A 25,190-nucleotide genomic window follows, 5' to 3' on the forward strand; every position below is an offset into this window, starting at 1 on the left:
ATGCGGGAGTGCTATCTTAATAGTCGAAAGGTGTTAGCACTCGGATATAAAGAGTGCTAATAACCCGAAACCGAAAGGAGGAGGTACCGGTGATAAATTATGAAGAACTGAGTGAAAGAAAATTGAAAATACTTCATGCAGTCATTCAGAATTATCTGGAGACAGGAGAACCGGTTGGTTCCAGAACAATTTCCAAATATACGGATCTGAATTTAAGTTCAGCAACGATTCGTAATGAGATGGCTGATCTGGAAGAGATGGGATATATCATCCAGCCTCATACGTCGGCAGGACGTATTCCTTCGGACAAAGGATACAGGCTCTATGTAGACATGCTGATGGAGGAGAAAGAGCAGGAATTAAATGAGATGCAGGAGCAGATGCTTGATAAGGCTGACAAGATGGATCAGCTTCTGAAGCAGGCGGCAAGGGTTCTTGCAACGAATACAAATTATGCAACGATGGTTTCCACTCCGATGAACAATTCGAATAAGATTAAGTTCATTCAGTTGTCTATGGTAGATGAGGAACAGGTGATTGCAGTCATTGTACTGGGCGGCAATGTGATCAAGAATAAGATCATCAACATTGACGAACCAATCAGTAATGAGAATCTGCTGAAGTTAAACATGCTGTTGAATACAACACTCAATGGCATGGCAATCGAAGAGATCAACCTGGGGCTGATCGCCAGATTGAAAGAGCAGGCAGGAATCCACAGTCAGGTGGTCGGATATGTTCTGGATGCAGTTGCGGATGCCATTCATCTGGATGATGACATGCAGATTTATACAAGCGGTGCAACGAATATTTTTAAATATCCGGAGCTGAGTGATAACCAGAGTGCACAGGAGATCATCAGTGCATTTGAAGAAAAACAGCAGTTATCCGAGCTGGTAACCCAGACCCTGGCAAAGGAAGACAATACAGGAATCCAGGTATATATCGGTGATGAGACGCCGGTACAGACCATGCGGGACTGCAGTGTGGTAACCGCAACGTATGAACTGGGGGATGGTATGAAAGGAACGATAGGAATTATCGGACCGAAACGTATGGATTATGAACATGTTTTAAAATCTATGAAGCGTCTCCAGACAGAACTGGATCAGATGTTTCATAAGAATGATAGAAAGGTGGAATAACCCTTGGAGAATAAGCAGGAAAAAAGTCAGGAAGATATGGTAAAAGAAGCTGTGGAAGAAGCCAAAAAGTCTGCAGCTGAGACTGAATCTGCAGAAGCTGAGGCGGAAGAGACAGAAGAAACTTCCGAAGAAGCCAAAGAGGATGCAGAAAAGAAAACTGGCAAAAAATTATTTGGTAAAAAGAAAGATAAAAAGGACGAGAAGATAGAAGAACTGACAGATAAGCTTACTCGTCAGATGGCAGAGTTTGATAACTTCCGCAAACGTACAGAAAAGGAAAAGTCCCAGATGTATGAAGTTGGAGCGAAAGATATCATAGAAAAGATTCTTCCGGTTGTAGATAACTTCGAAAGAGGATTAGATGCGGTAAAGGAAGAAGAAAAAGAAGATCCGTTCGTTCAGGGAATGGAAAAGGTATACAAACACCTGGTTACCACACTTGAAGGAATAGAGGTGAAGCCTATTGAAGCAGTAGGTCAGCCGTTTGATCCGAATTTCCACAATGCGGTGATGCATGTGGAAGATGAAAACTTTGGTGAAAATATTGTTGCCGAAGAATTTCAGAAAGGTTACACATACCGTGATTCGGTCGTAAGACACAGCATGGTAAAAGTAGCAAACTAGAAACAAGCATATTCACAATTATCAGAATAAAGAATAATACAGGAGGAAATTTATCATGGGTAAAATTATAGGTATTGACTTAGGAACAACAAACAGTTGCGTAGCCGTAATGGAAGGTGGACAGCCGACAGTTATCGCCAACACAGAAGGTGCAAGAACAACACCATCTGTAGTTGCATTTACAAAGACTGGTGAGCGTCTTGTCGGAGAACCTGCAAAACGTCAGGCAGTAACAAACGCAGAGAGAACAATCTCTTCTATCAAGAGAGAGATGGGAACCGACTATAAGGTAACAATTGAAGATAAGAAATATTCTCCACAGGAGATTTCAGCAATGATCCTTCAGAAATTGAAAGCAGATGCAGAAGGATACCTCGGAGAGAAAGTAACAGAGGCTGTTATCACAGTACCTGCTTACTTCAACGATGCTCAGCGTCAGGCAACAAAAGATGCAGGTAAGATTGCAGGACTTGATGTAAAACGTATCATCAACGAGCCAACAGCAGCAGCTCTTGCATATGGTCTTGACAATGAAAAAGAACAGAAGATCATGGTATATGACCTTGGTGGTGGTACATTCGACGTATCTGTTATCGAGATCGGTGACGGAGTTATCGAAGTATTATCTACAGCCGGTAACAACAGACTTGGTGGAGATGACTTCGACCAGAAGATTACAGATTACATGATCGCTGAATTTAAGAAACAGGAAGGTGTTGACTTATCTGCAGATAAGATGGCACTTCAGAGATTAAAAGAAGCAGCTGAGAAAGCTAAAAAAGAACTTTCTTCAGCAACAACAACAAACATCAACCTTCCATTCATCACAGCTACAGCAGAAGGGCCAAAACATTTCGATATGAACCTTACAAGAGCTAAATTTGATGAACTGACACATGATCTTGTACTGAAGACATCTGAGCCGGTACAGAGAGCATTATCAGATGCTGGTATCACAGCTTCTGAACTTGGTCAGGTACTGTTAGTTGGTGGATCTACACGTATCCCTGCAGTACAGGAAGAAGTAAAACGTCTGACAGGTAAAGAGCCAAGCAAATCTCTGAACCCGGATGAGTGTGTAGCACTTGGAGCATCTGTTCAGGGTGGTAAACTTGCAGGAGATACAGGCGCCGGCGACATCCTTCTTCTGGATGTAACTCCACTGTCACTGTCTATCGAGACAATGGGTGGTGTAGCTACTCGTCTGATCGAGAGAAATACAACAATTCCTACAAAGAAGAGCCAGATTTTCTCTACAGCTGCTGATAACCAGACAGCCGTTGATATCAACGTAGTACAGGGAGAAAGACAGTTCGCAAGAGATAACAAATCCCTCGGACAGTTCAGACTGGACGGAATCGCACCAGCTCCACGTGGAATCCCACAGATCGAAGTTACATTCGATATCGATGCAAATGGTATCGTAAATGTATCTGCAAAAGACCTTGGAACTGGAAAAGAACAGCACATCACAATTACAGCAGGATCTAACATGTCTGATGAAGATATCGACAAAGCTGTAAAAGAAGCTGCTGAATTCGAAGCTCAGGACAAGAAACGTAAAGAAGGAATCGATGCTAAGAACGAAGCTGACGCTATGGTATTCCAGACAGAGAAAGCTCTGCAGGAAGTTGGCGACAAGCTTGACGGTGCAGACAAAGCAGCAGTAGAAGCTGACTGCAAAGCTCTGAAAGAGTTACTGGAAAAAGCAAATACAGATACTCTTACAGACGAGCAGGTTGCTGAGATCAAAGCAGGTAAAGAAAAACTGACAGAAAGTGCTCAGAAGCTTTTCACAAAGATGTATGAGCAGGCTGGTGCAGCAGCAGGAGCTCAGGGAGCAGGTCCTCAGGCAGATGCTTCAGCAGGAGCAGGTCCGGCACCAGAAGGATTCCAGGGCGACGATGTCGTAGACGGAGATTACAAAGAAGTCTAAGAACATTAAGTGAGGAATAGGAAATGGCAGAGTCAAAAAGAGATTACTATGAGGTGCTTGGGGTCAGTAAAGATGCTGACGAAGCAACTTTGAAAAAAGCATACAGACAGGTTGCCAAGAAGTATCACCCGGATATGAATCCGGGTGATGCTGAAGCTGAAAAGAAGTTCAAAGAAGCTTCTGAGGCATATGCAGTCTTGAGCGATCCGGAAAAACGTCGTCAGTATGATCAGTTTGGACATGCTGCTTTTGACGGAAGTGCAGGAGCAGGCGGCGGATATGGCGGATTCGATTTTAACGGTGCTGATTTTGGAGATATTTTCGGAGATATCTTCGGAGATCTGTTCGGCGGCGGACGCAGAGGCGGACGTGCGAACCAGGGACCAATGAAAGGTATGAATATCCGGAAGAGTGTCAGGATCACATTTGAAGAGGCTGTATTCGGATGCGAGAAAGAATTGGATGTTGTATTAAAAGACCCATGTCCGAAATGTAACGGAACAGGTGCCAAACCGGGAACATCTCCGGAGACTTGTCCGAAATGCGGCGGTAAAGGTCAGGTTGTATATACACAGCAATCTTTCTTTGGAACCGTACAGAATGTACAGACCTGTCCAGATTGCCAGGGAACTGGTAAGATTATTAAGGAAAAATGTCCGGATTGCGGCGGTACAGGTTATGTAGCCAGCAAGAAGAAGATATCCGTATCCATTCCGGCAGGTATTGATAATGGTCAGAGTGTGCGTATCCGTGAAAAAGGTGAGCCAGGTGTAAACGGCGGACCAAGAGGAGATCTTCTGGTAGAGGTCGTGGTATCAAGACATCCGATCTTCCAGCGTCAGGATATGCATATCTTCTCAACGGTACCGATTACATTTGCACAGGCGGCGCTTGGTGCGGATATCCGTATCAAGACGGTAGACGGAGAAGTAATCTATACTGTAAAACCGGGAACCAAGACCGATACAAAAGTACGTCTGAAAGGAAAGGGAGTTCCATCTCTTAGAAATGCACAGGTTCGCGGCGATCATTATGTAACGCTTGTTATCCAGACACCGGAACACTTAAGTGCCGAAGCAAAAGAAGCACTTCGTAAATTCGATGAACTGACAGGCAATTCTCTTGGAACAGAAAAGAGTGACAAGACGGAAGAGCATAAAGGTAAAAAGAAAAAAGGATTTATGGATAAATTAAAGGAAACCTTTGATGATTAATTTCATCAGGGGTTTCCTCTTTGTGTCTAGAAGTATCTATGGAAAACCGGTGATGGCAGGTTCTGTAAATCTGACAGGTATTGAAAAATATACAAAAAATGCTGGCATTCACCGTGGTAAAGTGCTATCATATTAAACAAATCAAATTTTTAACAAACCAGGAGGACTCAAGTATGTACGCATTTGATGAAATTAAAAAAGCAGACAGTGAAATTGCAGATGCCATTCAGGCCGAGATGGAGAGACAGAATTCGCATCTGGAACTGATCGCATCGGAGAACTGGGTAAGTAAAGCGGTCATGGCAGCAATGGGAAGTCCGCTTACAAATAAATACGCAGAAGGCTATCCAGGCAAACGTTATTATGGTGGATGTCAGTGTGTGGATGTAGTAGAAGATCTTGCAAGAGAAAGAGCAAAGAAGTTATTCGGCTGTGATTATGCCAATGTACAGCCGCATTCCGGCGCACAGGCAAACCTGGCAGTATTCTTTGCGATGCTGGAGCCCGGAGACAAAGTTATGGGTATGAACCTGGATCACGGCGGACATCTGACACATGGTTCTCCGGTTAATATTTCCGGTAAATATTTCAACGTCGTATCATATGGAGTGAACGACGAAGGCGTGATCGATTATGATAAAGTCCGTGAGATCGCAGTGAAAGAAAAACCAAAGATGATCATTGCGGGAGCCAGTGCTTATGCAAGAATCATTGATTTCAAAAAGTTCCGTGAGATTGCAGATGAAGTAGGAGCATACCTTATGGTTGATATGGCACATATCGCGGGACTTGTTGCAGCAGGACTTCATCCAAGTCCGATCCCGTATGCAGATGTAACTACAACTACTACACATAAGACACTGCGCGGACCAAGAGGAGGTCTGATTCTTTGCAATCAGGAAGCAGCAGATAAGTTCAACTTTAATAAAGCTGTATTTCCGGGAATTCAGGGAGGTCCACTGGAACATGTGATTGCGGGAAAGGCTGTGTGCTTTAAAGAGGCACTGGAGCCTGAATTCGCAGAATATCAGAAGCAGATCATCAAAAATGCACAGGCACTCAGCAAAGGTCTGATGGGTCGTGGTGTAAAGATCATATCCGGCGGAACAGATAATCACCTGATGTTGATTGACTTAAGAGACGAAGAGGTAACCGGTAAAGAACTGGAAAAACGTCTGGATGCCGCACACATCACATGTAACAAGAATACGGTACCGAACGATCCAAGATCTCCGTTCGTGACAAGTGGTGTCAGACTTGGAACACCTGCAGTTACAACAAGAGGATTAAAAGAAGAAGATATGGATGTGATCGCAGAGTGCATCGCACTGGTACTTCAAAGTGAAGACAATATTGAAAAAGTCAAAGGAATGGTTGCAGAGCTGACTGCAAAATATCCTCTGGATATGTAATATTCGAGAATAACGAAAGAAAATAAGAAAATCAAGGATGCGTCGGAGTATGGTTTTTAAACTTATTCAGACGCATTTTTGCTGTGCAGATACCAAAAATTTTAGTAATAAGACAGCGTATTTTTATGAGTTTTTATGAAAATGATAAAAACAAAGTAATAACAGGATGGAAATTTAAAAGCAGGAAGCGTATAATCAAAAATAATGTATATTAATCTATACAAGAAGAATCTCGATAACAGCGATGAGACAAAACAGCAGATCACGACAACAGGGGAAGAACAATATAAAACGGCGGAAGAAACAGTAAAAATAAAGCAGACGGAATTACAGCAACAGGAACGCCGGTGGTAGAAGGTCAGACGATTGCGGTTGATCCAAGAGTTATTCCTTACGGAACGAAAGTGATCATCGGAGGTCATATATTTACAGCTGAGGATTGCGGCGGTGCAATTCAGGGAAACCACATTGACATCTATGTAAATAATCACGCAGAGGCAGCGGCGCTCGGGGTGACAAATGCAGATGTATTTCTTGTGAAATAAGAATAAAATAAAAATGAGAAAAGACAGCTTTTTCAGATTTGAAAGTTTGAAAAGCTGTCTTTTAATATTACGTTGCATTCATAAAAAACGCTGGATAGATATGGATTATTTACAGATCTTTAAAAGTTCTTTCAGATAATCCCACATACGCTTTGTAGATTCGATATGTACGCGTTCATTATAAGTATGTACACCTGTCAGTTCCGGTCCGAAAGAAATGATATCAAGATCATTCTTCTTTCCGAATAAGATTCCACATTCCAGTCCTCCGTGAGTTGTCTCAACGGTAGGCTCTTTGCCGAACATTTCTTTATAAAGTTCAATTGCTTTCGGACGGATCACGGAATCTGCATTGTAGCTCCATGCCGGATATTCACCGGAGATTTCGCGGGAAGCACCTGCAAGATCTGTTGCAAGATCCAGTTTGTTTCGCATATCATCTAACTTGGTAGCAACGGAGCTGCGAACCTGGAATTTGATCTTTACCGTATCTTCTGTGGTTTCAACGATACCTGTATTCAGGGAAGATTCTACAGCTGTAGGGAACGCACGGTCATAGCATTGTACACCATCGATTGCTCCATACAGGAATCCGATTACATGTGCAGTAGTATCTGCGTCAAATGCTTTTAAGGCAGTCTCGCCTTCGGAAACAGCGTTCAGAGATAAAGTTGGTTCCTGTCCGGCAAACTCAGCGGAGATCGTCTGTTCCAGTTCGGTAACAGCATCTGCGATAGCCTGAGCCTGTGCAGGGTCAGCAATAATCTCAGTCGTATTATATTGTGCGATTACGTTTGCTGCATTTCCGCCGTTTGTGCTTACAATGTTGAAGTCGTAATCTTTTGCAAGAGCATACAGGACGCGTCCCATGATCTTGTGTGCATTTCCAAGCTGGTTCTGGATTTCTGCGCCAGAATGTCCGCCCTGCAGACCGGAAATGGAGATCGTCATCTTTGTTCCGTTTTCTTCACTCCATTCGATCGGGATGAAGGTATCGTAAATGTAGCCGCCGGCACATCCGACAGTCATAACACCTTCAATTTCAGAATCAATGTTCAGACAGATCTTTCCTTTTAATACAGATGTATCCAGGTGATGTGCACCGCCCATACCAATCTCTTCATCAATTGTGAATACAGCTTCGATCGGTGGGTGTGGAATGTCTGTGCTGGCAAGGATTGCCATAGCGTAAGCAACGGCGATGCCATCATCGCCACCGAGAGTGGTGTTCTTTGCCCCAATCAGATCACCATCTACAAAAAGGTCTAAAGGATCATTTTCAAAATCATGATCACTGTCGGTTGTCTTTGTAGCGACCATGTCCAGATGTCCCTGGATGATCACCGGATCACTGTTCTCGTATCCGGCAGTACCAGGTTTTTTGATGATTACGTTGTTCACTTCATCCTGGATATATTCCAGATTGTGAGCTTTTGCAAATTCCACACAAAAATCACTGATTTTTTTTGTGTGGAAGGTACTTCTGGGTACCATACTTAATTCTTCGAAGTAATGGAATACTTCTTTTGGTTCAATATTAGACAAAATTCCCATTGTTCATTCCTCCGTTTGTCTTTAGTCTCTATCTATCATTGTACCATGAAATTCAGCACTTTACCATGATAAAATTTAATGTATACATAACGGAATGTAATAGCTATAATAACTGTAGCTTATAAGATTTTATTAAAACATTCAATAACTGCAGGACTACACAAAAAAGAAGAAAAAATATATAATATTTAAGTTGAAAATAATATGAATCGCCATGCGTTCGAAAGAAATTTACAGGAGGATATATATGAGTACAAAAGAAGCAAAACAGATGGACAAAGCATTATTTGATTTTTATGGAAAACCATCTATCGGACAGGCTTTGCCACTTGCAATCCAGCATGTACTTGCGATGATCGTCGGATGTGTAACACCATCGATCATTGTTGCGGGAGTGGCCGGAATTTCACAGGAAGATTCCGTGATCTTAATACAGGCAGCACTGGTGATGTCGGCACTGACGACATTACTGCAATTGTTTCCATTTATAAAAACAAAGAATTTCCGGATCGGTTCGGCACTTCCGGTTATGATGGGAATCAGCTTTGCGTATGTTCCAAGTATGCAGGCAATTGCGTCTGATTTTGACATTGCAACAATTCTGGGTGCACAGATTATCGGAGGTGTGGTTGCACTTCTGGTGGGATTGAATATTAAGAGAATCCGCAAATTCTTCCCGCCACTGATTACAGGAACCGTCGTATTTTCTATCGGTCTTTCTCTGTATCCGACAGCAATTAACTATATGGCCGGAGGTGCGAGCAGCAAGACTTATGGATCATGGCAGAATTGGGTGGTTGCGATTATTACATTGATCATTGTAACAGCATTGAATCATTACGGAAAAGGGGTATGGAAACTGGCATCCATCCTGATCGGAATTATTGCAGGATATATCGTAGCGTTGTTCTTTGGAATGGTAGATTTTTCATCTGTGTCATCGGCAGCGTTCTTCCAGCTTCCGAAACCAATGCATTTTGGAATTAAGTTTGAACCATCTGCATGTGTTGCGATCGGAATTCTGTTTGCGATCAATGCAGTACAGGCAATTGGTGATTTTTCGGCAACAACAACAGGATCTATGGACCGTATGCCGACAGATGAAGAACTGACAGGTGGAATTGTAGGCTATGGAATCAGTAACATTTTCTGTGCATTCTTTGGAGGACTTCCGACTGCGACATACAGCCAGAATGTAGGTATCGTATCAACAACAAAGGTCGTCAGCCGTGTGGTAATGGGGCTGGCAGCAGTGATATTACTGGCAGCAGGATTGATTCCGAAGTTTTCTTCTCTGCTTACGACAATTCCGTATTGTGTACTCGGCGGTGCGACAATCTCTGTATTTGCTTCGATTACAATGACGGGAATCAAACTGATCACGACAGAGCCAATGGATTTCCGTAATACAACAGTTGTAGGACTTGCAGTAGCAGTAGGAATGGGTGTGACACAGGCAAATGCTTCACTGGCACAGTTCCCGGAATGGGTGACAACAATTTTCGGAAAATCTCCGGTTGTTCTTGCAACGATCGTAGCAATTGTGTTAAATTTAACCCTTCCAAAAGCAAAGAAAAAAGAGGAGAAATAATCCTTATATGATAATAAGTTATATAAATGGTGAATGGAAAGAGCCTGGCAGTTTATGCCAGGCTATTGGAATTTTTAAAGAAAATTTTCATAAGACGGTATCCGTTGTCGGCGGAGGCGGAAAGACGACAGTGATCCGCAGGCTTATGGATGAATGCCGGAATGCCGAAATTCCATGTGCGGTTTCTACAACAACTCATATACAAAAATGTGATGCCGGATATTTTCTGGGAAAACCTTCGGTGGAAATGTTCCGTCAGATTATGATAAAATATGGTGTTGTATGGATGGGAAGAGAGACAACGGATGGGAAGCTTGCATCTTTTCAAGAAGAATATCTAAAAGAGATCAGCCGTGAACCAGGTGTACTGCTTCTAGAGGCAGACGGAGCGAAGCGTCTGCCGGTTAAAACCCCTGCGGAACATGAGCCGGTGATCTGTGAGCAGACAGATATTGTTTTGAATGTATATGGGATGAGTGCGGTTGGAAAGAAGCTGAAAGAAGGTTGTTTCCGGGTGAAAGAGACCGGGAAGATTCTCGGAAAGACAGAAGAAGATATTCTGTGTCCGGAAGATATTGTCACACTTGCGGTAAGTCAGAGTGCGGGACGAAAATACGTGACGGATGATATGGAATATCAGGTGATACTGAATCAGGCAGATACTAAGGAGCAGAAAAAAATAGCAGTGGAACTTGCGGAAGAGATCGTAAAGCAGTTGTCAGACAGGCATGCAGATAGTATGGAATGCCCGGGGCAGATCCACAGAGTGCATGTGGTATCGGACCTGATTCCGTTGAAAGAAAGATGGTAACTATGTCAGAAATGTATAAAAACAGAAAAAAAGTATTAATCAGAGGAGCCGGAGATCTGGCTACGGGTGTAGGAGTGGCACTTCACAGGGCAGGATTCCGGGTGATCATGACGGAGATTGCAGTGCCGCTTACCGTCAGACGTGAAGTTGCAATGTCACGGGCAGTCTATGAAGGCAGGATAGAAGTAGAAGGAATAGAAGGAATTCTTGTGGAAAATTATCAGGAAGCCAGGAGGGTACTGGCAGCGGATAAGATTGCCGTAATCGTAGACCCGGAGGCAGAGATCCGGAGAGAATTCAGACCGGATGTACTTGTGGATGCAATTCTTGCAAAAAGAAATACAGGAACCAGCCGGGCAGATGCACCATATGTGATCGGTCTCGGACCGGGGTTTATAGCGGGAAAAGATGTCCATGCTGTCATAGAGACAATGCGTGGATTAACACTTGCGGATATCATCTATGACGGACAGCCGATTCCCAATACCGGCATTCCGGGATATGTGGGCGGCTATGCGCTGGAACGTCTGATCAGGGCGTCAGCAGCCGGACGGATGGAGCCGAAAGCACAGATCGGGGATGTTGTCCGAAAAGGACAACTTCTAGCTCTGACCGGAGGAAAACCGGTCTATTCTCAGTTGGAGGGTGTGATCCGGGGGATGTTACAGGAAGGCGTGCAGGTAAAAAAGGGTCTGAAGATTGGAGATGTGGATCCGAGAAAGGACAAGAAATTGTGTTATCTGATCTCGGATAAGGCAAATGAGATTGGCAGTTCCGTGGTAAAGACAGTAGAAGCACGTCTGTCAGATAAAGATTATGCGATGATTCTCCTGGCAGCCGGAAAGTCAAGCCGGTACGGGAACAATAAGCTGCTGGAGAAACTGGATGGAGGGCAGATGTTCGAACATACCCTTCGTAAAATGCGTGCATTTCCATTGTGTACACAGGTAGTGGTAACAAGATTTGAAGAGATAGAGAATGCGGCAAAAACACAGGGGATGCTGGTGGTACAGAATACGGAGCCGGATCTTGGAATCGCACATTCGCTGAAGTTAGGATTAAAGAGAGCATTAGATGAGAATCCTGGGTTAAAGGGGGCTATGTTCATCGTATGTGACCAGCCGGGATTGACAGCCGGGACATTTGCCCGTATGCTTGAGATGGGGAAGATGCATCCGGGAAAGATTGTATGTGCCGGATGGAAAGGAAGAACCGGGAATCCCGTATTATGGGATTCGTGCTTTTTCCGGGAGTTGTGCAGACTTTCCGGTGATAAAGGCGGAAAACAGATCATCTGTGCACATAAAGAAGATGTGGTGCTCTGTGAGACAGAAGAAGCAGAACTCCGGGATGTAGATGTACCGGAACAACTGATAAAATGGGAGAGAGATTATGGAGAATCAGGAAAATCAAGAGAAGAAACATAAACGGAGAGTCCGATATTCCGGAACACATCCGAGAAATTATAAAGAAAAATATAAAGAACTGAATCCGGAAAAGTATGCAGATACTATTTCAAAGGTGATCCAAAAAGGCGGAACACCGGCAGGAATGCACATTTCCATCTGTGTACAGGAGATTTTAGACTTTTTTGATATCCAGCCGGGACAGCAGGGACTGGATGCAACGCTTGGATATGGAGGGCATACCTCAAAGATGCTGGAAAAACTGCAGGGAGAGGGTCATATCTACGGACTGGATGTAGATCCGATCGAATCAGCAAAGACAAAGAAACGTCTGGAGAAAAAAGGATTCGGATCAGACATCCTGACAGTAAAGCTTGAGAACTTTGCTAATATTGACAAAGTAGCAAAAGAAGCCGGAAAATTTGATTTTGTACTGGCAGATCTTGGTGTGTCATCCATGCAGATCGATAACCCGGACCGGGGATTCACGTTTAAAGCAGAAGGTCCTCTGGATCTGCGGATGAATCCGGAGAAAGGAATCAGTGCGGCAGAACGGCTGCATGACATTTCAAAAGAAGAACTTGCAGGGATGCTGGTTGAAAATGCAGATGAACCTTATGCAGAAGAGATTGCAGAAGCAGTTACGGAAAAGATCCGAAAAGGCGGAAAGATTGAAACAACAACGGGATTGCACCAGGTGATCGGAGAGGCACTTGCATTTATTCCGGAAAAAGAAAGAAAAGAAGCAATACGTAAGTCGAGCCAGCGGGTATTCCAGGCACTTCGTATTGATGTGAATCATGAATTTGAAGTATTGTATGATTTCCTGGATAAGCTGCCGGGTGTGCTAAAACCGGGAGGAAAAGTGGCAATCCTTACCTTCCATTCGGGGGAAGACCGTCTGGTAAAGAAATCATTCAAACAATGGAAAAAGGAGGGCCTGTACAGTGAGATCGCAAAAGACGTCATCCGACCGTCCAAAGAAGAATGCTTCCGCAACAGCCGTGCGAAATGCACGAAAATGCGCTGGGCAATCAGGTCAGAAGAGTAAAGTACAGAAAAATAAAAAGCAGACACGGAGTCAGACTTCTGCATGTAAAATCGATAAAAAATGTGGCGGCTGCCAGTTCCAGAAGATACCATACAAAGAACAGCTGAAAAGAAAACAGAAGCAGGAAGAAAAATTATTGGGCGGCTTTTGCAAAGTCAGTCCGATCATCGGTATGGAGCATCCATATTTTTATAGAAATAAAGTACATGCGGTATTCGATCATGACAGAAAAGGAAATGTGATATCCGGCATCTATGCAGAAGGAACGCACCGTGTGATCGCAGTGGAAGAATGTCTGATCGAAGATAAGAAAAGTCAGGAGATCATCCGTACAATCCGTGAACTTCTGCCGTCTTTTAAGATTAAGACATATAATGAAGATACAGGATATGGACTTTTGAGACATGTATTGATCCGCAGAGGTTTTGAGACTGGTGAGATTATGGTCGTTCTGGTGTTGGGGTCGCCAATTCTTCCATCAAAGAATAACTTTGTGAAGGCTTTGAAAAAAGTACATCCTGAGATTACGACCGTAGTACTGAATGTGAATAACAAGCAGACCAGTATGGTGCTGGGAGAAAAGGAAAAGCCGATCTACGGACCGGGATTTATTAAAGACAGATTATGCGGCTGTACGTTCCGTATTTCTCCAAAATCGTTCTATCAGGTGAATCCTGTACAGACGGAGATCCTTTATAATACAGCCATGGACTATGCGGAACTGACCGGAAAAGAGACGGTGATCGATGCGTACTGCGGAACCGGTACAATTGGTCTGATTGCAGCCAGGAATGCAAAGAGAGTCATAGGAGTAGAGCTGAACAAAGATGCGGTGAAAGATGCGAGAATCAACGCAAAAGAAAATGGCATCAAGAATGCCGAGATCTATGCAGGTGATGCGGGAAGATTCATGGTAGATATGGCTTCGAAGAACCAAAAAGCAGATGTGGTATTCATGGATCCGCCGAGAGCCGGAAGTGATGAGAAGTTCCTTTCTTCTGTAATAAAGCTCGGGCCCAAGAGGGTTGTCTATGTGTCCTGTAATCCGGAGACACTGGCAAGAGATCTGAAATATCTGACGGGAAACGGATATCAGGCAGTGAAGATCCAGCCGGTGGATAACTTCCCGTTCTGCGATCATATCGAGACGGTAGTAAAGCTTGTGAAAAAGAGATAGATAAAGGAGGAAAAATATATGGGACTTATCAAAGCAGCAACAGGCGCAGCAGGTGGAACACTGGCAGACCAGTGGAAAGAATTCTTCTACTCTGATTCATTAGACAATGACACGTTGATGGTACGCGGAAAGAAACGTACAGACAGGCGTTCATCGAACACAAAAGGACACGATAATGTGATCACGAACGGATCTGGAATTGCCGTGGCGGACGGGCAGTGTATGATGATCGTGGATCAGGGGAAGATTGTGGAAGTATGTGCGGAACCGGGAGAATACACATATGATATGTCGTCGGAACCAAGTGTTTTCTGCGGCAGTCTTGGAGAAGGAATCAAGGCGACCTTTCAGACAATCGGGAAACGATTTACGTTCGGCGGAGATACGGCGAAAGATCAGAGAGTGTATTATTTTAATACCAAAGAAATTACGGACAATAAATTCGGCACGGCGAATCCGGTATGGTTCCGTGTGGTAGACAAAAGAATCAATCTTGATAAAGATATCGAGATCCGCTGTAACGGAATCTATTCGTTCCGTATCACAGATCCACTGTTATTCTATACAAGTCTCGGCGGAAATGTGACGGATTGCTATGAGAAAGACCAGATTGTTCCACAGTTAAAGACGGAATTCGTGAATGCCCTGCAGCCGGCATTTGCGAAGATTGCAGAGCTGGAGATCCGCCCAAGTCAGATCCCGGCACATTCGATGGAAATCAGTGATGCGATGAATGAGATCCTGACGAAGAAATGGTCAGAACTCAGGGGAATCTCAGTTGTATCGGTTGCATTCAATCCGGTCACGATCAAGGATGAGGATGCAGAAGCGATCAAGCAGGCACAGAATACTGCTATGTATACAGATCCGAGTATGATGGCTGCAACGCTTGGCATGGCGCAGGCAGAGGCAATGAAGAGTGCGGCAGATAATCCGAATGGAGCAATGATGGGCTTCATGGGTATGAATATGGCGTCCGGTATGAATGGTGGGGCGAATCTGCAGGGTCTTTATAACCAGGGGGCAGAGAAACGTCAGCAGGAAGAACAGGCAAGACAGATGGCTGCACAGGAACAGTCTGCACAGCAGCAGACCGGAAGCTGGACTTGCAGCTGTGGCACTTTGAATGAAGGAAAGTTCTGTATGAACTGTGGAAGTCCGAAGCCACAGGCACCGGAGAACTGGATTTGCAGCTGTGGAGCTGTAAATCATGGGAAATTCTGTACAAACTGCGGCAAACCATTTGCTTAAGAATTACGATTGGATGAGACTCAGATAAGGAGTATATATGTCTGCTATAAAAGAATATAAATGTCCGGCCTGTGGAGGAACGATGGAATTCGACAGTACTTCCCAGAAGATGAAATGTCCTTACTGTGATACAGAGATTTCGGTGGAAGAATATGAAGCACTGAATGAATCGCAGACGAGTGAGGACAAAAAAAGCGGACAGACGGAAAAAAGCACGAAAGAAAGCACTTTTGTTACATATATCTGTGAATCCTGTGGAGGAGAGATTACAGCCGATAAGACGACCGGAGCAACAACCTGTCCGTTCTGCGGGAACCGTGTTGTATTAAAAGGGCAGTTTGAAGGTGGATTAAAACCGGACTATGTCATTCCGTTTAAGCTGGATAAGAAAGCGGCAAAGGCGGCTTACCAGAAGCATCTGGAAGGAAAAGCTTTTGTACCGTCTGTTTTTAAAGAGGAAAATCATATTGATGAGATTGTAGGAATTTATGTACCGTTCTGGCTGTTTGATATGGAGACAAATGCACTGGTTACTTATGATGCAGAACGATCAAGAGTATGGATGAGCGGTGATGTAGAATACACAGAACATGAATTCTTCAAGATTGAGCGTGGAGGAACGATGGCATTCGAGCATATTCCGGAAGACGGATCAAGGAAGATGGAAGATGATCTGATGGAATCGCTGGAACCATACGATTTCAAAGATGCGGTGCCGTTCAAAGATCCGTATCTGGCAGGTTATGTGGCAGAACGGTATGATGTGGAAGCAGATGAGTGTAAGAAACGGGCAAAAAAACGTGCAAAGGCAAGCATAAAGCGGGAACTTCGGGACACAGTGAAAGGCTATTCGATCGTAAAACCGGTTTCAGACAATGTGAAGATCCAAAAGGCATCTCAGAAATATGCGCTGTATCCGGTGTGGATATTAAATACAACCTGGCGGGATCAAAAGTATGTATTTGCCATGAACGGACAGACGGGAAAGATGGTAGGAGATCTGCCGGCAGATAAAGGCGCATTCTGGAAGTATGTTGTATCCAGAGGACTGGTGATCGGAGTCATACTTTATGCACTGATGTGGCTGACGGTTCTGATATAAGAAAAGGAGAAAAGACATGAAACGAAAGAAAACAAGACGGTATATATCCGGTATGCTCGTGGCAGTTCTCCTGTTTCTACTATGCGTAGTTCAGAATGTAAATGCAGAAGATGTACCGGCTGGCAGCGAACTGCCAAGGCTGGTAGATGATGCAGAACTCCTGACAGACAGTGAAGAAAAAGAACTGAATCAGCAGCTGGATACAGTCAGCGAGGAGCAGGAGTGTGACGTGATCATAGTGACTGTGGATTCTCTGAATGGAAAGACCGTGGAAGAATATGCGGATGATTATTATGATGACAACAGCTATGGATATGGAGAAAATAACAGTGGGATTCTGTTTCTGGTGGTAATGGATGACCGGGAATGGAATATATCTACAAGTGGAGATGCGATCACGGCGTTTACAGATGCGGGGCTTGCGTATATGGAAGACCAGTTTGTATCAGATCTGAGTGACGGAGCATATATGGACGCATTTTCAAAATATGCATCGTTGTGTGATGATTTTCTGACGCGGGCGGAGAATGGAGAGCCATATGATACGGGGCACCTTCCGAAAAAGAAGGTATCACCGTGGTGGATAGCGGGAGATCTACTGATCGGCGTCATTATCGCATTTGTAATGGCATTGATCAAAAAAACAAAACTCAAATCCGTAAAATCGCAGGTAACGGCAGGCGCATATGAAAAAGCAGGCAGTCTGGATCTGACGGTCAGGACGGATTACTTTGTGAATCGTGTCGTAACAACAAGAAAGATTGAACGGAAGCAGGAAAGTGGTGGAAGTTCTGTGCATACCGGCTCTTCCGGTAAGAGTCACGGAGGACGCAGCGGAAAGTTTTAATCATGAACTTCCGGTACAGAACGCCAGACGGATAAGACGATGCTCAATGGGAGAATTTTTGAGTGAATAAAATGGATATAAATAGACATTTTCTCTGGATTGTTGGTTTTATGATCTGAAAAAAAGAGCTATAGTTAAAGTATACAAGATGGAATATACTTGCAAAAAGGAGGAAGCGTTATGATTATTTGTATCGGAAGAGAATTTGGAAGCGGCGGTCATGAAATCGGAAGAATACTTGCAAAAAAACTGGGACTGGAATTATATGACCGGGATCTGATCGACAAGGCAGCAGAAAAGATTGTTGCAATGCCTAAAGAAGTTCTGGAAAAGGCGGATGAAAAAAAACATAATCCATGGCTGCACCAGGTGTGGTATGATGTGCCGAATCAGGAACTCAACGGAATGACAGCCAATGACACACTGCATCAGGCATACAGTTCTATTATCCGGGAACTGGCAGGAAAAGAAAACTGTGTGTTTGTCGGACGCTGTGCAGATTACATATTGGAACAGGCAGAACTTGATCATATCAGCCTGTTTATAGCGGCACCGTTTGAGTGGCGTGTGCAGAGAAAGATGGAACAGCTTTCGATAGATGAGAAAGCGGCGACTTCGATGGTCAGAAAGAAAGACAAAGACAGGAAAGCATATTATGATTATTACACCGGCAGAAGCTGGGGCAGACCGCATAATTATGATCTGTGTATTAATAGTTCTAGGCTAGGAATCGAAGTGACAGCAGAAAAGCTGGCAGAGATGGTTCTGCAACTGGAAAAAGGTACGTCTTCTGTTGATTTTGGTCTATAAAAAACTGCAATTGATAATATTGTTATAACGGTATTATCAATTGCAATTTTTTATCTTTATTTGCAGTTCTTTCCGTGAAGATAGAAAAATAAGCCGCCAATGATAAATCCACCGCCTATAATGTTACCGATTGTAACAGGCAGAAGATTGACAAGGAAGAAATTTTCCCAGTTCAGGGAAGCAATCTGACTTTCGGTGATGCCGTACAATTCCTTTGCTTTGGCAACATAATCCGCATTCATGGAAGCAAAGATTCCGGCCGGGATATAATACATATTTGCAACGCAGTGTTCGAAGCCGGATATAACGAATGCCATGATCGGGAAGAAGATGGCGAGGGATTTTCCGGCAATATCTTTTGCAGTAGAAGCCATCAATACTGCAGCGCACACCAGGATGTTACATAAAATTCCGGAGATCAGAGCAGGCAGAAAAGACAGGCTGACTTTTCCGAGAGCTACTTTTATTGTAAATGCACCGAGAGCACCACTGGTGTAATTATACTGTCCGGACAGATATACCAGATACGCGAGAGCAACTGCACCGACCATATTTCCGAAATATACAATTACCAGAGTACGGATGAGAGAAGCAACGCTGATCTTTCTCTTAATACATGCCATCGTCATCATACAATCTCCGGTGAACAATTCTCCTCCGATAAATATAATCATCATCAGACCTACCGGGAAGACGCATCCTGCAACCAGACGTGCAAGCCCTACATTTGAAATATCATGCATGGCAACATTACTGGACTGAGCACCGAGTGCGATGCAGACACCAGCCATGATTCCCATAAAGAATACTTTCTTTTTAGAAGTCGCAGTTTTTTTTACAGCACCGTTCATATTGGCCTGTACAACTTCCTGCGGAGTGTTAAACATTGAATCCATAATAACCCTTTCCTTTAGTAATAGTTTGATAAAAATATCACATAAAATATAACATGGATAACAAAGCAGGGGCAACCTGTAATCGCAATGTTTATGCTCTTTTTTACATACAGTATCGGAAAAATATGTTATAATCGATGAAAAACAGAGAAATTCAATTATCAAATCAGAAAAAGGAGAATTACGATGGCTCAGAATAGCTGTGAAAGCTGTACTTATTATACATACGATGAAGATTATGAAAGTTATATGTGCGATATCAATATGGATGAAGATGAATATATGCGTCTTATATCTGACCAGCATTATCAGTGTCCTTATTACCGGAATGGGGATGAGTATATGGTGGTGAGGAAGCAGATGTGATTGGGATTTAATTTATTAACTGGGGAAGCGGCCTCTCAGTCCTTGAAGGAAACAATAGATAAGGCTTCTTGTTCAGGTTCCATACCATAAGAAACACTAAGAGAGTCAGAATCACCTAAAAGCAAAGGAACTACGCTCAAACTCGGCGTTCGCCTCAAACACGTTCGCTTTGTTCCTTTAACGGTGCTTCTGACTCTCTAACTGTTTCTAACGGCATTCCACATTCACAATAATCCTTATCTATTGTTTCCTTCAAGTCGTGACTGGCAGCGGATATTAATAAATGAAATGCCCGGAAGTGTAACCCGGTGGAGGCCACTACGGTTACGCATTTGCCATTTCATTCGTAAGGCATTTGATACCCACGGAATAAAAAGTAGGAAGCCGTTCCAGTGAATGTGAAGAAGGTGTTGGAAATAGTTAAGCGTCAAAATTATGCGTTGGGTTTTCGAAATTTGCCTGTTTGAGCCGAATGGCGAGTTGCAAATTTCGGAAGCCCGTTTTTAGCATAATTTTGACGCTTTAGTATTTCCTGCCGACGGAACCTGAACAGGAACGGCTTCCTACTTTTTATGCAGGTCCGGGTAATCATGCCTTCCTGAATTAAATCCCAATTACGCAGATTCTATCTCGTAAGTGAATCCGGCATCGGTTATCGTCTGGATCGTATCGTTGATTCCCTGTCCACCAGCAGTAAGGTAACCGGAGGCAAAGATGGAGTCGACCACACTTAATAATTCTTTTTCATGTCCTTTAAAATACACTTCACGACCTGCGGCGCATCGAATATCAGACTGCGGGACCAGAAGTCTTGCAAGGCAGAGGACTTTCATTCCATATTCATAAGTAAGCCCGGAGATATCCTGATCGCCAAGAGGAGTACCGGGAATCGGAAGCAGGAAGTTGATTGGAAGAGCTTCCGGATTGATTCCTTTTAGTTCCAAAAGCATATCGACCACATCTTCTTTACTTTCTCCCATACCGATGATACCACCGCTGCAGATTTCAAATCCGAGCCGTTGAAGCATATGTATATTTTCCACACGCTGGTCAAAGGTGTGCGTAGTACAGATATGACTATAATAATTACGGCTGCTGTTCAGATTGTGGTTGATGCGGTCAAGCCCGGCATCTTTCAACATTCTGGCCTGCTTTTCGGTTAAGAATCCAATGGAGCAGCAGAGATGGGTTCCGGTTTCCTTCATCTTGCGGATACGCCCGGCAAGCTGTTCAATATCGGCATCGGTGAATCCCATACCACTTAATCCGATGCAGTGGCGGGAAAGATGATATTCATTTACAAAATCATTATCATTATATAATTTGTCGTCGTCTACCCATTTGTAAGTGTCGATGTCTGCATCAGAACGGCAGGATTGTGCGCAGTAAGCACAGTCCTGAGTACAGTTGCCGCTGCGGACATTGGTCAGAATATGAATGCTGACACGGTTTCCTTTATATTTTTTACGGAGAATCCCGGCACGTTCGATGAGCATATCTAACTGATCATCAGGAGTATTAAGAATTTCAATGGCTTCTTCTCGTGTTAAAATGGGATCTTCGTGTGTGTGAATTTCTGAAATCATGGTGTTACCTTCCTTTATATGTAGTATAAATCACTTGTTAACTGATATAGTCAAAAGGTTAACATACTGAAAGGAGAAAGTCAACATCAGTCAAATGATTGGTTAACATTTGTGCGTAAATAAATATTACATTGACACATTCTCAGAGAAGTAGTGTATAATATTATTATGGTATGTACAGATGTATTCTATGAGGAGAAATATTATGCCAACACAGAAAGAAGAGTTACGACTGAATACACAACAGGATATGTCATCGGAGGATATGTATGTTTTAAAGGAACTGTTCACGGAATATGTATCATTATACCGGCTGGAACTGAATTCCGGAAAATATGAAATTCTGCGGCTGATTGCAAATACGAACGCAAAACAAATCGTCGGAGAGGAGTACAGAATATTTGCTGATTATGATGAATTTACAAGACGGTATGCAGAGACCTTTATTCCGGAAACGGAACAGGAGGAATTTTTAGACTGGCATAAGTGTGAAAATCTGAAAAAGAGACTTCAGGAGAAGGAAAGACTTACTTATTATTATCACAGTGTTTCCAAAGACGGAAAAGACAGTTATTATGAGGCTTATGCAGTGAAAGGAAAGACAGACGGGAAAAATTTTTACATATTTCTGGGGTATCGGAACGTGGACGGTATTCTGTATAAAGAAAAAGCAATTCAGGAACAATTACAGAGGGCACTGGATGAAGCGAAACTAAGCAATGAGATTATAGAGGCTATTGCCAAAAGCTATCAGTATATTTCAAGAATTGATATTTCGAAAAACTGGTTTGAAGAAATTTCAAACCGGGCTGTTGAGAATATGAATTATAAAAAATCCGGAGAAGTGACTTCTGGCAACAGGAATGCATGCAAGAAGCTTGTGGCAGAAGAGTATCAGGAAGCATTTCTTAAATTTGCAGATATAACGACACTGCCTGTACGAATGAAGAATGAAGAGACCATTGTGATGGAGTACCAGATGAAAGATGGCAACTGGCATAAACTTCGTTTTATCGAGAAGAAAAGGGACAAAGACGGTAATCTGACCCATGTATTGTGTGCGATTCGCAGTATCAGTGATGTTAAGAAAAAAGAACAGGAACTGTTACAGCAGGTTGCGGAAGCCAGGAAAGATGCAGCGCTTAAATCACGGTTTTTGTCTAATATGAGTCATGATATCCGGACACCGATAAATGGAATCATCGGTATGACCGAGCTTGCGGATCGTTATCCGGACAATCCGGAGATGCAGAAAAAATGTAGAGAGAAGCTTTTGGAATCCGCCAGGCATCTTGTTTCTATGGTAAATGATATTCTGGATATGAACAAGTTAGAGACGGAGCAATTTGTCGAAAATGATATACCGTTTAATTTGGCGGTAGTGTTAAACCGAGTCAACACAGATCAACAGATGCAGGCAGGTAAAAAAAGATTGATTATGTTGTGGACTGGGAAAAATCGGAGCTGAATCATATGTATCTGACGGGAAATCCGGTTTATATAGAAAAACTTCTGACAGTAATTACTGATAATGCAGTGAAATTTACAAAGCCAGGCGGCAATGTGAGTGTGTGGTGCAGGAAAATATCGGAAGATGACGAGAGAGCGGTTTATGAATTTGGGTGTTCAGATAATGGAATTGGTATGAGTGAGGAGTTTGCAGGACACGCATTTGAGATGTTTTCGCAGGAAAATAAGACAAGCCGGACACAGTATGAAGGTACCGGGCTAGGTCTTGCGATAGCGAAGAAGATTACAGAAAGACTTGGCGGGACAATTGAGATAAAGAGTAAAAAGAGCTGTGGAACAACTGTGACTATGACGATTCCATTTAAGACCGGGGTACAGAATCTGATGCAATATACAGAAAATGTGAATACAGAAAGTACAGAAGATATTCCGTTGGAAGGCTTGCATGCATTGATCGCAGAAGATAATGAGTTGAATCTGGAGATTGCAAAGTTAATGCTGGAAGAGAAAGGAATCTGTGTAGAGTGTGCGGCAGACGGTAAAGAAGCAGTTGCGAAGTTTGAGGAGTCTGAACCGGGATATTACGATGTGATTTTTATGGATATTATGATGCCGTATATGAATGGATGGGATGCGACAAGGAAGATCCGGACATTGCAAAGACCGGATGCGGATAAGATACCAATCATAGCAATGAGTGCAAATGCGTTTGCAGAAGATATCATTAACAGCCATATTTCAGGGATGAACTGGCATCTTACAAAGCCTATTGATGCAGATAAACTGATGACGGCACTGAAGGAGTGTATAAGAAAAAATAATATCAGATGATGGTATAAGGCTGCAAAAGATTGTTGAAAAAAGTAAAGAGGAAGATTAGAATATGCTATAGAGAAATCTGTAGCATATTTTAAGTATGTGGGAAAGAAGGAGAACTTATGTATAATTTTAATTATTACACACCGACCAAAGTTGTATTTGGAAAGAATACAGAAGACCAATGTGGAGAACTCGTAAAGGAACAGGGCTGTAAAAAAGTTCTGATTCATTATGGAAGTGGAAGTGTCAGACGTTCCGGGCTTTTAGATAAAGTGAAGGCTTCTCTGGATGATGCAGAGGTAGATTATATAGAACTTGGAGGAGCAGTACCGAATCCAAGACTTTCTCTGGTGTATGAAGGAATCGAGCTTGCAAAGAAAGAAGGTGTAGATTTCATTCTTGCAGTAGGCGGAGGAAGTGCGATTGATTCCGCAAAAGCAATCGGATATGGAGTAGCCAATGAAGGGGATGTATGGGATTTCTATGACAGAAAGCGTCAGGCAACAGGCTGTCTTCCGATTGGGGTTGTACTTACAATCGCAGCAACCGGAAGCGAGATGAGTAATTCTTCTGTTATTACAAAAGAAGAAGGATGGGTCAAGAGAGGATACAGCAGTGATTATGGAAGACCGCGTTTTGCGATCATGAATCCGGAACTTACCATGACACTGCCAGATTATCAGACTGCATGCGGATGTACGGATATCTTGATGCATACGATGGAACGTTATTTTACAAATGGCGGGAATATGGAGATTACAGACAGCATTGCAGAAGGTCTGATGCGTACCGTAATTGAAAATGCAAGAATTCTGATCCGTGATCCGAAGAACTACGATGCCCGGGCAGAAGTGATGTGGGCAGGAAGTTTGTCGCATAATGGTCTGACCGGCTGCGGCGCTGTCGTCGGAGGAGACTTCGCATCTCATGCGTTGGAACATGAGATAGGAGGAATCTATGATGTGGCACATGGTGCTGGACTTGCTGCAATCTGGGGATCCTGGGCAAGATATGTATACAAAGACTGTCTTCCAAGATTCGAAAAGTTTGCGATGAATGTTATGCAGGTGGATCCGGAAGGAACAGCCGATGATGTGGCCTTACGCGGAATAGAGGCAATGGAAGATTTCTACCGTGAGATTAAAATGCCAACATCTATCCATGAACTTGGCATTGATCCGGGCGATGATGAGTTGAAACTGATGGCACATAAATGCAGTATCGGATGCAAGGGAAGCAAAGGATCAGCGAAGGTGCTGCATGAAGAAGATATGTATGAGATATATAAAGCGGCATTATAGGAGAATTGGGATTTAATTTATTAACTGGGAAGTGGCCTCTCAGTCCTTGAAGGAAACAATAGATAAGGCTTCTTGTTCAGGTTCCATACCATAAGAAACACTAAGAGAGTCAGAATCACCTAAAAGCAAAGGAACTACGCTCAAACTCGGCGTTCGCCTCAAACACGTTCGCTTCGTTCCTTTAACGGTGCTTCTGACTCTCTAACTATTTCTAATGGCATTCCACATTCACAATAATCCTTATCTATTGTTTCCTTCAAGTCGTGACTGGCAGCG

The 25,190-nt window shown here is 43.2% G+C and carries 23 protein-coding genes; 20 read left to right on the forward strand and 3 right to left on the reverse strand.

What is annotated here, in order from left to right:
* Positions 1-89: 89 nt before the first annotated feature.
* The 7 genes from hrcA to OCV72_RS16525 all read left to right on the forward strand — a co-directional run bounded on the left by hrcA (position 90) and on the right by OCV72_RS16525 (position 6,876).
* Complete coding sequence (hrcA, locus tag OCV72_RS00350) at positions 90-1,145, forward strand: heat-inducible transcriptional repressor HrcA (RefSeq protein WP_055281023.1); 1,056 nt, start codon at positions 90-92, stop codon at positions 1,143-1,145.
* Between the two features lie 36 nt (positions 1,146-1,181).
* Entirely contained in the window at positions 1,182-1,769 is a 588-nt protein-coding gene (grpE, locus tag OCV72_RS00355; protein ID WP_172677187.1) for a nucleotide exchange factor GrpE, read from the forward strand.
* A 55-nt stretch (positions 1,770-1,824) separates the two neighbouring features.
* The gene (dnaK, locus tag OCV72_RS00360) at positions 1,825-3,705 is read left to right on the forward strand and encodes a molecular chaperone DnaK (RefSeq protein WP_055281028.1); all 1,881 of its coding nucleotides are present in this window, start codon (positions 1,825-1,827) and stop codon (positions 3,703-3,705) included.
* Between the two features lie 23 nt (positions 3,706-3,728).
* Positions 3,729-4,919, forward strand: coding sequence for a molecular chaperone DnaJ (dnaJ, locus tag OCV72_RS00365; protein WP_028087089.1), 1,191 nt, complete (start codon positions 3,729-3,731; stop codon positions 4,917-4,919).
* Positions 4,920-5,092: 173 nt separating this feature from the next.
* Complete coding sequence (gene glyA / locus OCV72_RS00370) at positions 5,093-6,331, forward strand: serine hydroxymethyltransferase (protein ID WP_055281030.1); 1,239 nt, start codon at positions 5,093-5,095, stop codon at positions 6,329-6,331.
* Between the two features lie 204 nt (positions 6,332-6,535).
* Complete coding sequence (locus OCV72_RS00375; protein ID WP_155515184.1) at positions 6,536-6,685, forward strand: hypothetical protein; 150 nt, start codon at positions 6,536-6,538, stop codon at positions 6,683-6,685.
* Positions 6,679-6,876 carry a 3D domain-containing protein gene (locus OCV72_RS16525; RefSeq protein ID WP_055281032.1) on the forward strand — a complete coding sequence of 66 codons (198 nt, stop codon included), beginning with the start codon at positions 6,679-6,681 and terminating at the stop codon, positions 6,874-6,876. Before OCV72_RS00375 ends, OCV72_RS16525 begins: the two co-directional genes overlap by 7 nt.
* A gap of 105 nt (positions 6,877-6,981) precedes the next feature.
* On the opposite strand, the gene OCV72_RS00385 is transcribed toward OCV72_RS16525, so the two are convergent.
* Positions 6,982-8,430: an aminoacyl-histidine dipeptidase gene (locus OCV72_RS00385; RefSeq protein WP_055281034.1), complete on the reverse strand. Its 1,449-nt coding sequence runs from the start codon at positions 8,428-8,430 to the stop codon at positions 6,982-6,984.
* Between the two features lie 247 nt (positions 8,431-8,677).
* Between OCV72_RS00385 and OCV72_RS00390 the strand changes: the two genes are divergently transcribed.
* The 9 genes from OCV72_RS00390 to OCV72_RS00430 all read left to right on the forward strand — a co-directional run bounded on the left by OCV72_RS00390 (position 8,678) and on the right by OCV72_RS00430 (position 18,476).
* The gene (locus OCV72_RS00390) at positions 8,678-10,021 is read left to right on the forward strand and encodes a uracil-xanthine permease family protein (protein WP_055281037.1); all 1,344 of its coding nucleotides are present in this window, start codon (positions 8,678-8,680) and stop codon (positions 10,019-10,021) included.
* A gap of 7 nt (positions 10,022-10,028) precedes the next feature.
* Positions 10,029-10,832, forward strand: a complete 804-nt coding sequence (yqeC, locus tag OCV72_RS00395; protein WP_055281039.1) for a selenium cofactor biosynthesis protein YqeC — start codon at positions 10,029-10,031, stop codon at positions 10,830-10,832.
* The gene (gene yqeB, locus OCV72_RS00400; RefSeq protein ID WP_330376531.1) at positions 10,766-12,259 is read left to right on the forward strand and encodes a selenium-dependent molybdenum cofactor biosynthesis protein YqeB; all 1,494 of its coding nucleotides are present in this window, start codon (positions 10,766-10,768) and stop codon (positions 12,257-12,259) included. Before yqeC ends, yqeB begins: the two co-directional genes overlap by 67 nt.
* Entirely contained in the window at positions 12,225-13,289 is a 1,065-nt protein-coding gene (rsmH, locus tag OCV72_RS00405; RefSeq protein WP_055281042.1) for a 16S rRNA (cytosine(1402)-N(4))-methyltransferase RsmH, read from the forward strand. The genes yqeB and rsmH overlap by 35 nt, the downstream gene beginning before the upstream one ends.
* Entirely contained in the window at positions 13,186-14,466 is a 1,281-nt protein-coding gene (gene rlmD, locus OCV72_RS00410; protein ID WP_081020956.1) for a 23S rRNA (uracil(1939)-C(5))-methyltransferase RlmD, read from the forward strand. The genes rsmH and rlmD overlap by 104 nt, the downstream gene beginning before the upstream one ends.
* An 18-nt stretch (positions 14,467-14,484) precedes the next feature.
* Positions 14,485-15,717: an SPFH domain-containing protein gene (locus OCV72_RS00415; RefSeq protein WP_055281044.1), complete on the forward strand. Its 1,233-nt coding sequence runs from the start codon at positions 14,485-14,487 to the stop codon at positions 15,715-15,717.
* 37 nt (positions 15,718-15,754) lie between these two features.
* A complete protein-coding gene (locus OCV72_RS00420) occupies positions 15,755-16,819 on the forward strand; it encodes a TFIIB-type zinc ribbon-containing protein (protein WP_055281046.1) in 1,065 nt (354 codons plus the stop codon).
* Between the two features lie 16 nt (positions 16,820-16,835).
* Positions 16,836-17,666, forward strand: a complete 831-nt coding sequence (locus tag OCV72_RS00425; protein ID WP_055281048.1) for a TPM domain-containing protein — start codon at positions 16,836-16,838, stop codon at positions 17,664-17,666.
* A gap of 180 nt (positions 17,667-17,846) precedes the next feature.
* Entirely contained in the window at positions 17,847-18,476 is a 630-nt protein-coding gene (locus OCV72_RS00430) for a cytidylate kinase-like family protein (protein ID WP_055281050.1), read from the forward strand.
* 56 nt (positions 18,477-18,532) lie between these two features.
* Here OCV72_RS00430 and OCV72_RS00435 read toward each other — a convergent pair whose 3' ends face one another.
* Entirely contained in the window at positions 18,533-19,372 is an 840-nt protein-coding gene (locus OCV72_RS00435; RefSeq protein WP_055281053.1) for a formate/nitrite transporter family protein, read from the reverse strand.
* 186 nt (positions 19,373-19,558) lie between these two features.
* Between OCV72_RS00435 and OCV72_RS00440 the strand changes: the two genes are divergently transcribed.
* Positions 19,559-19,738 (forward strand): DUF6472 family protein, encoded by a 180-nt coding sequence (locus OCV72_RS00440; protein WP_006426050.1) that lies wholly within the window; start codon positions 19,559-19,561, stop codon positions 19,736-19,738.
* Positions 19,739-20,352: 614 nt separating this feature from the next.
* Here OCV72_RS00440 and bioB read toward each other — a convergent pair.
* Entirely contained in the window at positions 20,353-21,324 is a 972-nt protein-coding gene (gene bioB, locus OCV72_RS00445; RefSeq protein ID WP_055281054.1) for a biotin synthase BioB, read from the reverse strand.
* 205 nt (positions 21,325-21,529) lie between these two features.
* Between bioB and OCV72_RS00450 the strand changes: the two genes are divergently transcribed.
* From OCV72_RS00450 to OCV72_RS00460, 3 genes are all read left to right on the forward strand, one after another.
* Entirely contained in the window at positions 21,530-22,792 is a 1,263-nt protein-coding gene (locus OCV72_RS00450) for a sensor histidine kinase (RefSeq protein ID WP_055281056.1), read from the forward strand.
* A gap of 5 nt (positions 22,793-22,797) precedes the next feature.
* A complete protein-coding gene (locus tag OCV72_RS00455; RefSeq protein WP_055281058.1) occupies positions 22,798-23,625 on the forward strand; it encodes a hybrid sensor histidine kinase/response regulator in 828 nt (275 codons plus the stop codon).
* A gap of 107 nt (positions 23,626-23,732) precedes the next feature.
* The gene (locus OCV72_RS00460) at positions 23,733-24,914 is read left to right on the forward strand and encodes an iron-containing alcohol dehydrogenase (protein WP_055281060.1); all 1,182 of its coding nucleotides are present in this window, start codon (positions 23,733-23,735) and stop codon (positions 24,912-24,914) included.
* Positions 24,915-25,190: the final 276 nt, after the last annotated feature.

Origin of the sequence: Dorea amylophila (assembly GCF_025567265.1) — a bacterium.
Lineage (GTDB): Bacteria > Bacillota > Clostridia > Lachnospirales > Lachnospiraceae > Dorea_A > Dorea_A amylophila.